The sequence below is a fragment of the Actinomadura logoneensis genome (assembly GCF_003428695.1).
Lineage (GTDB): Bacteria > Actinomycetota > Actinomycetes > Streptosporangiales > Streptosporangiaceae > Spirillospora > Spirillospora logoneensis.
In genome coordinates this window covers 1-10,545 of record NZ_QURH01000185.1, presented here as the reverse complement: position 1 = coordinate 10,545, position 10,545 = coordinate 1, and the positions used below count along the sequence as shown (strand labels likewise).

Here is a 10,545-nt window from a genome sequence, read left to right as displayed (position 1 = left end):
CGGGAACCTGCGCGGGGCGCGGCTGGCCGACCACCTGGCCGCCGAGGCGGTGGCCGCGGCCCGCGACCGGCTGACCGGCGGCGCCGTCGGTCCCGGCGACGACGAGATCGCCCTGACCCTGGCGGACCTGCCGTCCCGGATCGACCCCACCGGCGCGGAGACCGCGCCCGCCGACCCGTCCGCCGAGCTGGCCTCGTGCGTCGGCATCGAGCCGGTGAAACGCGAGGTCGTGGCGCTGGTGGCCGAGGCGCGCGCGGAGCGGATGCGGCGCGAGGCCGGGATGCCGGTCGCCGCCCGGCCCCGGCACCTGGTGTTCACCGGCAACCCGGGCACCGGCAAGACGCGCGTCGCCCGGGCCCTCGGCCGCATGTACGCCGACCTCGGCACGCTGTCCACCGGCGCGCTGGTCGAGACCGACCGCGCCGACCTGGTGGGCGAGTTCCCGGGGGAGACCGCCGCGAACGTCCGGGCCGCCGTCGAGCGCGCCCTCGGCGGCGTCCTGCTGGTGCGGGACGTGCACGTGTTCGCGACCGCCGAGGGCGCGCGCGGACGCGAGGCCGTGGACGTGCTGCTGTCGGCCGTCCGCGCCCACCCCGACGACCTGCTCGTCGTCCTCACCGGGCCGGAGGCGGAGCTGAACGGGCTGCTGCGCTCGCACTCGGGCCTCGCCGCGACGTTCCCGCGCGTCGTCCGCTTCCCCGACCTCACCGACGAGGAGCTCGTCGAGGTGTTCGCGCGGCGCGCCGCCGAGACCGGCTTCGCGCTCGCCGACGGCGTCCTGGCGAAGGTCGGCCGCCTCGTCCGGGCCGCGCCCCGCGAGCGCGGCTTCGGCAACGCCCGGCTGGTCGTGGACCTGCTCGACCGGGCGGTGGCGCTGCAGGGCCGCCGGGTCCTCGCCGACGGCGTGGTGGACGAGACCGAGTCGCTGGACGAGATCCTGCTCGCCGACGTCCCCGACTCGCTCGGCCCGACCCGCGACGCGCTGCCCGGCGACCCGGTCGCCGCGATCCAGTCGCTCGTCGGGCTGGAGCCGGTGAAGGAGGAGGTCCAGGCGTTGGCCGCGGAGGCGCGCGCCGAGCCGATGCGCCGCGACGCCGGCATGGCGGGGAACGCCCCGGCCCGGCACATGGTCTTCACCGGCAACCCCGGCACCGCCAAGACCACGGTCGCGCGCCTGATCGCGGCGGTGTACGCCCGGCTCGGGCTGCTGTCGTCCGGGCACCTGGTCGAGGTCACCCGCGCGGACCTGGTCGCCGAGTACGTCGGGCAGACCTCGCCGCGGGTGCGGGCGGCGGTCGAGCGGGCGCTCGGCGGCGTGCTGTTCGTGGACGAGGCGTACACCCTGGCCGCCGGGGGCGGGGGAGACCGGCAGGACTTCGGGCCCGAGGCGGTCGCGGAGCTGCTGCGGCTGATGGAGGAGCACCGCGCCGACCTGGTGGTGATCGTCGCCGGGTACGCCGAGCCGATGGAGCGGTTCCTGTCGTCCAACCCGGGGCTGCGCGACCGGTTCCCGCGCGTGCTGCGCTTTCCGGACTACTCCGACGACGAGCTCGTCGCGATCTTCGAGTCGATGGCCGGGGCCGCCGGGTTCCAGCTCGCCGGCGGGGTCGCCGAGGCCGTCCGCCGGAGGATCGCCGCCCAGCCGCGCGGCCGGGAGTTCGGCAACGCCAGGTTCGTCCGTAACCTGTTGGACGCCGCGATCGCCCGCCAGGCCCAGCGGATCACCGGCGTCGCGCCGGGGTCCGGCGGCGGGGCCGAGGCCGTGGAGTCCACCGAGGTCACGCTGCTGCGGCCGGAGGATCTGCCGGACGCGCCACCCGAGGGCGGACGCACAGAGAAAGGTCCCGGACACTACCTGTAGTCCCAAGAGTGTGTAAAGTACTCCGACCAAAAGCATCGGTTGGTGTCCCTTAGGGGTCATCCGCCCGTATCAGGCGGCATGCTCCTGAGGTACGACGGTTCCCGGGGGCATGTCACTGGGTGAGATGACCGGACGGCCGCGGGGATCCCGCGCCGGTGGGACGCGCGTCACACCGGCGGTTGCCTAGGGTCGGGACCCAGGAGCGAGACCGGCCTCGGCGCCGGACGGAGACAGGAGGAGCGTCGTGCATCAGGGAGCACCGGTCGAGGGGCACGACCCCTATGCCGGGCCTCGGGATCCGTACGCCCCCGGCCCGCCGGACGGCCACCACCGGCCGCGCCGCCGCCGGAGGCGCTGGCCGAAGATCCTGGGCGCCGTGCTGGTCGCCCTGGTCCTGCTGGTGGTGGGCGGCTACTTCTACCTGGACTCCCGGCTCAAGCGCGAGGACGTCCTCACCGACTACGCCGGACGCCCCGCCGACACCCCCGGCACCAACTGGCTGATCGTCGGCTCCGACAGCCGCGAGGGCCTCAGCCGCTCGGACGAGAAGAAGCTCGCCACCGGGCACGCCGAGGGCCGCCGCACCGACTCGATGATGCTGCTGCACTACGGCGCGGGCGGCACGTCCCTGGTCAGCCTGCCCCGCGACTCCTACGTCCCGATCCCCGGGCACGGCTCGAACAAGCTGAACGCCGCGTTCGCGTTCGGCGGCCCGAAGCTGCTCGTCCAGACGATCGAGCAGGCGACCGGCGTGCGCGTCGACCACTACGCCGAGATCGGCTTCGGCGGGTTCGTCGGGGTCGTGGACGCCATCGGCGGCGTGGACATCTGCGTCAAGGAGCGGATGAAGGACCACAAGGCGGGCCTGGACCTCCAGCCCGGCTGCCAGACGCTCAACGGGACGCAGGCGCTCGGCTACGTCCGCACCCGCAAGTTCGCCCGCGCGGACCTGGAGCGCGTCGAGCACCAGCGGCAGTTCTTCGGCGCGCTGATGAAGAAGGCGACCAGCCCGGGCGTCATGCTCAACCCGTTCGACAGCATCCCGCTGGCGCTGCACGCCACCAGCAACTTCCGCGTGGACAACGGCGACCACCTGTACGACCTGGTCCGGATGATGTGGGCGATGCGCGGCGTCACCGGCGGCGACGGCGTCACCACGACCGTCCCGATCGGCGGCACCGGCAGCAGCCCCTCCGCCGGCTCGTACATCACCTGGGACCGCACCCGCGCCGGGCAGCTGTTCGGCGCCATCAAGCAGGGCCGGCCGATCCCGCGGAACCTCATCACCAAGTAGCCGCCGTCGCGTGCGGCGCGCGCTCCGCAGCTTGCGCGCGCCGCCGCCCATCCCGCTCGCGGCCTTCTCCGGTCGGCCCGGGCGGGATGGGCGGCGGCCATATGGGTAGAGTCGGCGCATGTCAGAAGAGAAGGCCGCCGCCGACGACCTCGAATCGCTCCCCACCGACGAGCTGCACGACCGGGCCGTGAGGACGGCCCGCGACAACCGCGATCTGCGCTTCCTGTGGGACTTGCTGCGCGCCATCCCCGCAGCCGCCGCGTCCCTCGGTGAGCAGGAGCGCGCCGAGTACGACATGCTGCACAGCCTGTCGCTGCTCCAGGAGGCCGTGCACGCCGACAAAGGCGACCTCGGGCGGGCCCTGCGCCCGGTCTACATCGACTACCTGACGAAGCAGCGCCACCGCGACTGATCTCGTGCGTCCCGCTCGCAGCGGGGGTCCTCGTTTACACAGGTTTCCCCGCGCACTCTCAGGGACTGACGCGGTCTTTACGTTGCGTTGATCCACCCTCGCACCCCCGAGGGCATTACCCTGAGTAGTAGCGTCATCGCAGAGGGTGGGGGCCGTGAACAAGAAGCATCTCAAGCTGGCCGCGATCGCGTTCGTGGTCTGGTACGTCGTCAGCAGGCCCGAGGGCGCGGCCAACCTGGTGAACAGCGCCCTCGGCGGCCTCGGCAGCGCCGCGGAATCGTTCTCGCAGTTCGTCAGCGCCATTCCGTAACCGGTCCTACAGGCCGTCCCCTCCGGGGACGGCCGCCCGGCCCCGTATCCGTCCAGGGTGCGGGGCTTTTCCATGTTCGGCGGGATGGCGGATTTTGGCAGGACCTTGGCGATATGGCGGGGGTTCGTGTGCGCAAGGCCGTTCGGGCGGGTCCTCGCGTTCGCGCGGGTGTTCCCGTCCGGGCGGATGGTCATGGTCGGACGTGGTCCGAGCGCGGTCGGGAGGGTTCGCGGACGGTTCTGGGGAGTCGCACGGGTTTTTTGTTCGAGGCGGGGGTGCCGGTGCGGCGGGGACGGCGTCTCCGCGCGCGTCGTTCCACATCCGGTTTCCTCGCTCAGTCGCAGGTGAGGGACGGTTTCGCCTATGGGGTAAGGGATCTCGCGCATCCGCGGGCAGGCGCGGACGGCCCCGTCGCAGTAAAATCCCGCTAAGCGGCCAGCCGCAGACGGGCACATGTTGGATCGGGTCGTGTGTCGCTGCGCAACACCAGGGACGGCGTTCGGGATGAACAAGAAGAACCTCCGCTACGTGGCCATCGCCTTTGTCATCTTCTACCTCCTCAGTTCGCCCACCGCGGCAGCCCACGTGGTCAACAACGCGATCAGCCAGTTGGGCAACGCGGGCAGCCAACTCTCCTCCTTCGTGAACGCGCTCGGTACCTGACGGGATCCGCCGTCCCGCCGCGACCTCGGCCGGGACGGCGGACGGCTCCTCGCCGACGTGCGCGCCCCGCGCGGACGCCGACACCGACGGTGGTGCGGTGGACACCCACGCGGGCCGCGAGTGCCGACGTCCGTCGGAGGCAGGTCCTAGGATCAACGCGGGCCGCGAGTGCCGACGTCCGTCGGAGGCAGGTCCTAGGATCACTCCATGACTGTCTTCGACGTGGAAATCGACGGCCTGCGGGGTGGCTCCGCGGACCTCGGGCAGTATCGGGGCAAGGCCGTCCTTGTCGTCAACGTCGCCTCCAAGTGCGGCCTCACCCCCCAGTACGCGGGCCTGGAGCGCCTCCAGGAGCGGTACGCCGAACGCGGCTTCACCGTCCTCGGCGTCCCCTGCAACCAGTTCATGGGCCAGGAGCCCGGCACCGCCGAGGAGATCGAGACGTTCTGCTCGACCACCTACGGCGTCACCTTCCCGATGACCGAAAAGATCGAGGTCAACGGCGAGAACCGGCACCCGCTCTACGGGCTGCTGGTCGGCACCCCCGACGCCGAGGGGCACACCGGCGACATCCGCTGGAACTTCGAGAAGTTCCTGATCGCGCCGGACGGCACGGTCGCGGCCCGCTTCTCGCCCCAGACCGAGCCCGAGTCGGCCGAGGTCGTCGCCGCCGTCGAGAAGACCCTCCCCGCCTCCTGACCCGCCGTCCCCGGCCCAGTGCCGCCGACCCGCACGCCGCCGGTCGCGCGAACTCCTCGCGCCACCGGCGGCGTCCCTGCTCACCGCCCGTTGCCGCCGCAGGGGTTCGGTCGCGCGCGCCTCGGGGCAGGGACGTGAGTGCGGCTTGGCCGGCGCACGCCGCCTTGCCGCTATTCGATGCCCCGTCTAGTTTGGGGACCCATCGGGACGCGACGTGGAGGTGCACGATGGGCGGCTGGACCGCGGCGGACATCCCCCGGCTCCAGGGGCGGCGCGCGGTGGTGACCGGCGCGAACAGCGGGCTCGGCCACCACACCGCGCTCCAGCTCGCGCGGCGCGGGGCGGCGGTCACGCTCGCCTGCCGCAGCGCCGAGCGCGGGCAGGCGGCGTTCGACCGGATCCGCGCGGCCGTCCCGGACGCCGACCTCGCCCTCCTCCCGCTCGACCTGGCCGACCTCGCCTCGGTGCGCGCGTTCGCCCGGAGGTGGGCGGACGAACCCCTCGACATCCTCGTCAACAACGCGGGCGTCATGGCCCTGCCGAAGCGCACGACCGCCGACGGGTTCGAGATGCAGTTCGGCACCAACCACCTCGGCCACTTCGCGCTGACCGGACTGCTGCTGCCCGCCCTGCGCGCCGCGCCCGCGCCCCGCGTCGTCACCGTCACCAGCGGGATCGCCTGGACGGGCCGCATCCGCTTCGACGACCTGCAGAGCGAGCGCTCCTACCATCCGTGGCTCGCCTACGGGCAGTCCAAGCTCGCCAACCTGCTGTTCACCAAGGAGCTCGCACGACGCGTCCCGGACGTGACCAGCGTCGCCGCGCACCCCGGCTACGCCTCGACCAACCTCCAGGCCGCCGGTCCGCGCATGGCCGGCCACCGCCTGCGCGAACGCCTCGCCGAGCTGGCGAACGTGGTCGTCGCGCAGTCCGCCGCCACGGGCGCCCTGCCGACCCTGTACGCCGCCGTCGTCCCGGACGTGACACCGGGCGCGTGCTACGGCCCGCGGTTGCTCCAGTACCGGGGCACCCCGGGGAAGGTCGTCACGCCGCCCCAGGCGGCCAGCATCGACACGGCTCGCCGCCTCTGGCAGGAGTCCGAGAAACTCACCGGCATCGCCTACTGACGCCCCATCCGAGCGGCCCCGGCGCCTCGCGGGCAGCGCGGGGTCAGACCGGCAGCGGGCCCTCGTCGAGCGACCAGTCGAGCGTCGCGGGCAGCGAGCCCTCCATCGTCAGGAGCCAGCGCTTGACCTCGATGCCGCTGCCGCCGCTGTACCCGCCGAGCCCGTTGGACGCCACCACGCGGTGGCAGGGCACGATGATCGGGACCGGGTTGGAGCCCATGACCTGCCCGATGGCCTGCGCGTTCACCCCCGCCTCGGACCGGTCTCCCAGCCCGCCGTAGGTGATCGTCCTCCCCCACGGGACGCGTTCGTACAGCGTGCCGAGCACCTGCCGCTGCAACGGGTTGGTGAGCCGCCAGTCGATCGGCACCGTGAACGCGTGCGGGTCGCCGCAGAAGAACGCCTTGAGCTGGAGCAGCGGTTCGGCCAGGCGGGCGGGGTCGTCCACCACGGGCAGGCCGAGCCGACTCTGCGCCCGCGCCCGGGTGCCGGGCCCGTCCCGCCAGGTCACCATCGCGACGCCCGCCTCGGTCGCGGCGACCAGCAACCGGCCGAGCGCCGTCTCCGCCGTACCGAACGCCACAGTCTCGGACATGCTCTGCTCTCTCCGCGCTGTCAGGGGATGCGGTGCCGGAGGATCCGACGCGACCACCGTACGCCGATCCCCGACCGGCTTAGGGACGGGGGCGCTCACGGCTTGGGCGACGCGATGCGTTGGAGGCGTGCGGCCTCGCGGACCAGGGCGCTCGAACCGCCGCGTGCGGCGACGTCCGCGAGGCCGGGGAGGTCGGCGCGGGCGCCCACGGACTCGGCGCAGCGGGCCGCCAGTTGCAGCAGGTCGGCCAGTCCGCGGGGCGCGTCCGCCGTCCGCCGCGTCGCGGTGGCGGTGAGCAGCGGGGGAAGCGCCTCCCGGGCCGTCTCCCAGACCTCCGCGTGGGCGCCCGCGTGGACGGCCTCGCCGAGGACGCCGACGATCCGGGTGAGCTTCACGCCGCCCGTGTCCACCAGCGTCGCGATCGTCCGCCCCAGGTCGGCGGCGGGGAGCCGGCCGCGGGACGCGAGGACCAGCAGGCCCTCCAGGGCCGTCGCGCGGGTCGCGGACTCCTGGGCCGACGCCGCGTAGGCGAGCACGGCGGCGGTCGCCGGTCCGGCGGGGCCGTCCGCCTCGGCGAGGGAGACGACGGCGTCGCCGATCTCGGGAGTGCTCCAGGACGCGTCGTCGACCCTCGGCAGTCCGGACGCGGCGGGGAGCAGGTGCGCCGCGGCGAGTTCGCGATGTGTCGGCATCATGCGGGGGATCTCCTCGTAACCCGGCCAGAAGCCGAGCTTGGGCAGGACGTCCCAGCTCCCGCTCCGCGGCAGGGCGAACAGCGGGGCCACGTCCCGGAACCCCGGGCTCATCGTCGTCGGCGCGGACGTGGGGAGGAGACGGAGGCTCCGCTCCCGCGACGGGGAGAGGCTGTGCAGCCGGTGTCGGACGCTGACCGGAGCGACGGTGATCTCGGGCGCGGGCGGGGCGTCCGCGGCAAGGTGCTCCGCCAGGATCCGGCCCTGCGCCGACGTCAGCTCGGCGGCCCTCTTGAGCGTGTCGCGGTCCACCTCGGGCGCGGCGCGCAGCAGCGCCTGCGCGAGGTCGGCGCGGCCGATGGCCAGGCCGTCCGCCTCATAGCGCAGCGCGCGCTCCACCAGGACGGCCGGGTCGAGGAGGCCGTTCGCCTCGGTCGGCACGGCCAGCAGGAACGGCCGCCACCCGAGCCCGTCCACGGCCTCCCGCATCCGCCATGCCAGCAACCGGAACGGCGGCGCGAGCAGGTCGTTCGGGTCCTGCCAGGGGTCGGCCGCGGCCCTCGACAACTGCCTGACCCGAGTCCGCATCGCCTTGACCAGCGACCGTGCGCCCCTGGTAGCGGGCTCCACCCGGGTGATGCCACGGACGGCCTGCCCGACCAGGCCGAGCGGACGGTCGTCGCGGTGCGCGTCGTGGTCCGGGCCGAACAGCCACGGCCGGGCCGCCTCCAGCTGGCTGAGGGCCTCGTGCACGCCCTCCGGATCGCGGTGGGCGTGCTCGACGATCGCCGCCATGACGCGTTCGAGACCGCCCCAACCGCTCTCCACCAGCAGCAACGTCGCCTCGACCAGCTCCGCGACCGAGCCGATCGGCGGTGTCGCGGGCGGCGGGACGTAGGCCGGAAGCGCCGCCGGCTCCACCGGGCCGGGCCCGTCGACCAGGTCGGCGCCGGGGATCAGGGCGCGCAGCTCGGCGGGCAGGGCCGCCCCCGCGACGGCCGCCGCCTCCCGTGTCCCGGCGGACGCCTCCCGCGCGTGCCTCGCGACGATCTTCACGGCGCGGTCGCGCACGGCCAGGTCCTCCGCCTCCAGCAGCGGCAGGACGGCCCGGACGGCGGCGTCCGTCCGGCCCGCCCGCCGCGCCGTCCGGCCCGTCCACGCCAGGGCGGACCTGACCAGCCGCTTCTCGGGACGGAACAGCGCGGCCTCCACGGCCTCGGCGAACACCGCGACCGGGACCGGCGACGCCTCGTCCACCCGCCGGATCTCGCGCAGCGCCAGGTCGGCGGCGGGACCGGGCGCGGCGGGCAGCATCCGGACGAAGTCGCGCAGCCGAGCCGCGGACTCCTCCGGCGTCGGGGCCAGCTCGTCGTGCAGCGCGCAGAACCAGCGCAGGTCCTGGGCGCGCCCGCCGCGCAGCAGCCGCCGGACGCACCGGTCGAGGGCGTCGGCCCGGTCGAGCCGTCCGGACGCCACGAACGCGGCGACCGGTTCCACCCAGTCCGCGCCTCCCGCGCCGTCCACCTCGAAGAGCCGGGGGACCAGCGTGGCGGCGAACGGGTCGCGGGCGAGCGCCCACGGCAGATCCGGTGCCCACCGCGTCCAGCCGAGGACGAACGCGTCGTCGGTCGGAGGCGTCCCGCCCGCGCGCGGCACGAGCGCGGCGACGGCCGTGTAGAGCCCTTCGTACCGCCAGTTGTCGCGGACGCGGCCGGCGGCGCGCCGCACCACCTCGGCGACCCACTCGTCGGGACGGTCGGCCACCGCCTCCTCCAGCGCGGGCGCCGGGGCGGGCGCGCCCCCTCCGGGCGGGCGCCACCGGAGGATCCACCCCATCAGCTCCGAGCGGGCCAGCCACTGCGCCGCCGCGGCGGGGCCGGGGATCGAGGCGAGCCCGGCCAGCAGCAGCGCGTCCAGCACCGGCTGGTCGATCACGCCGTACGTCGCCCGGTCGCGCAGCTCGCGGAGCAGGGCGGGCAGCTCCTTGCCGACCTCTCTGCGTCCGGCGGCGTCGAGGTCCCGGATCCGGCGCAGGGCGGTTCGGCCCTGCCCCGCCGTGATCGCTTCCCGAACTGCCTGGTTCACGCCGTCTCTCCCGTCGTCTCGCGCGTGCCCGGTCCGGCGGTCGCCGCGGGGGAGGCCCCGTCCGCCGCCTCCTCGCCCGTTGTTTCTGCGGGCTCGCGGGCGATGCGGGCGGCGAGGACGTGCTTGCAGGGGCCGCGTCCGCCGCGGTGGTCCAGCCACCACGGACACGTGCAGGTGGCGCGGTCGCCGTCGAAGCGGACGATCCGCGTCTCACCGGTCGTGACCTGGGCGACCGCGGGCGAGGTGAAGCGGACCGCCCCCTCCTCCACGAGCGCGCGGGCCGCCCGCAGCCGCGGGTTCATCGCCGCGACCCGCTTCGGGTCGTAGGGCAGCTCGCGGTGGAAGTGGGACGCCTCGGCCAGGTCGTAGCCGACGCGGCCGGACGTCCCGAGCCGGGTGAGCGCGGCGCGCGTCCGGGCGGGCGTCAGACCCGCGCCCGCCGCGAGCCGGTCGGCGTCCAGACGCGGCTCGAACGCCAGCAGCGCCCCGACCAGGTCGGCGTCCGCGGCGGTCTCGTCGGCGGCCAGGTCGCCCAGGACGGCGCCCTCACCGGAGAACCCGCGGAACGATTCGGGAGAGAGCGTCAGCACGTACCGCATCCCCGGCAGCTCCAGCTCCCAAGCGGACGCCACGGGCGGCGACCCGGCGGCGACCCGCGGCCCGTACACGCGCAGCGACCGGGCGAACCGCAGCAGCGGGAGCAGCGTCTCGAGCCGGTGGGCGCCCGCCAGGCACACCGCGCCCGGCCCCGGACGCGACGTCGGCCGCAGCGACCGGCCGGCCGGGACCGCCCACAGCGCGTCGGCG

The 10,545-nt window shown here is 74.6% G+C and carries 10 protein-coding genes; 7 read left to right on the top strand and 3 right to left on the bottom strand.

The window, feature by feature from the left end; all coding sequences use genetic code 11:
- The 7 genes from DZF91_RS09905 to DZF91_RS09885 all read left to right on the top strand — a co-directional run.
- On the top strand, positions 1 to 1,861 hold a 1,861-nt coding region (locus DZF91_RS09905; protein WP_117357179.1), incomplete at its 5' end, for an AAA family ATPase.
- A gap of 244 nt (positions 1,862 to 2,105) precedes the next feature.
- Entirely contained in the window at positions 2,106 to 3,155 is a 1,050-nt protein-coding gene (locus tag DZF91_RS09900) for an LCP family protein (protein WP_117357178.1), read from the top strand.
- A 118-nt stretch (positions 3,156 to 3,273) separates the two neighbouring features.
- On the top strand, positions 3,274 to 3,567 hold the full coding sequence (locus tag DZF91_RS09895; RefSeq protein WP_117357177.1) for a hypothetical protein: 294 nt from the start codon (positions 3,274 to 3,276) through the stop codon (positions 3,565 to 3,567).
- A 154-nt stretch (positions 3,568 to 3,721) separates the two neighbouring features.
- The gene (locus DZF91_RS41065; protein ID WP_199486528.1) at positions 3,722 to 3,877 is read left to right on the top strand and encodes a hypothetical protein; all 156 of its coding nucleotides are present in this window, start codon (positions 3,722 to 3,724) and stop codon (positions 3,875 to 3,877) included.
- Between the two features lie 504 nt (positions 3,878 to 4,381).
- Positions 4,382 to 4,540, top strand: coding sequence for a hypothetical protein (locus tag DZF91_RS41060; RefSeq protein ID WP_199486527.1), 159 nt, complete (start codon positions 4,382 to 4,384; stop codon positions 4,538 to 4,540).
- A gap of 207 nt (positions 4,541 to 4,747) precedes the next feature.
- On the top strand, positions 4,748 to 5,239 hold the full coding sequence (locus DZF91_RS09890) for a glutathione peroxidase (RefSeq protein WP_117357176.1): 492 nt from the start codon (positions 4,748 to 4,750) through the stop codon (positions 5,237 to 5,239).
- A 227-nt stretch (positions 5,240 to 5,466) separates the two neighbouring features.
- A complete protein-coding gene (locus DZF91_RS09885) occupies positions 5,467 to 6,366 on the top strand; it encodes an oxidoreductase (protein ID WP_117357175.1) in 900 nt (299 codons plus the stop codon).
- 43 nt (positions 6,367 to 6,409) lie between these two features.
- Here the strand turns inward: DZF91_RS09885 and DZF91_RS09880 are convergent, their stop codons facing one another.
- From DZF91_RS09880 to DZF91_RS09870, 3 genes are all read right to left on the bottom strand, one after another.
- Positions 6,410 to 6,961, bottom strand: coding sequence for a methylated-DNA--[protein]-cysteine S-methyltransferase (locus DZF91_RS09880; RefSeq protein WP_117357174.1), 552 nt, complete (start codon positions 6,959 to 6,961; stop codon positions 6,410 to 6,412).
- Positions 6,962 to 7,056: 95 nt separating this feature from the next.
- On the bottom strand, positions 7,057 to 9,738 hold the full coding sequence (locus DZF91_RS09875; RefSeq protein ID WP_117357173.1) for a DUF6493 family protein: 2,682 nt from the start codon (positions 9,736 to 9,738) through the stop codon (positions 7,057 to 7,059).
- On the bottom strand, positions 9,735 to 10,545 hold an 811-nt coding region (locus DZF91_RS09870), incomplete at its 5' end, for an SWIM zinc finger family protein (RefSeq protein ID WP_147341083.1). The genes DZF91_RS09875 and DZF91_RS09870, both read right to left, overlap by 4 nt.

Bases quoted from the DNA above. Each gene is read 5' to 3' on its own strand.
- DZF91_RS09890 (WP_117357176.1), top strand. From the start codon at position 4,748: ATGACTGTCTTCGACGTGGAAATCGACGGCCTGCGGGGTGGCTCCGCG.
- DZF91_RS09885 (WP_117357175.1), top strand. From the start codon at position 5,467: ATGGGCGGCTGGACCGCGGCGGACATCCCCCGGCTCCAGGGGCGGCGC.
- DZF91_RS09880 (WP_117357174.1), bottom strand. From the start codon at position 6,961: ATGTCCGAGACTGTGGCGTTCGGTACGGCGGAGACGGCGCTCGGCCGG.
- DZF91_RS41060 (WP_199486527.1), top strand. From the start codon at position 4,382: ATGAACAAGAAGAACCTCCGCTACGTGGCCATCGCCTTTGTCATCTTC.
- DZF91_RS09895 (WP_117357177.1), top strand. From the start codon at position 3,274: ATGTCAGAAGAGAAGGCCGCCGCCGACGACCTCGAATCGCTCCCCACC.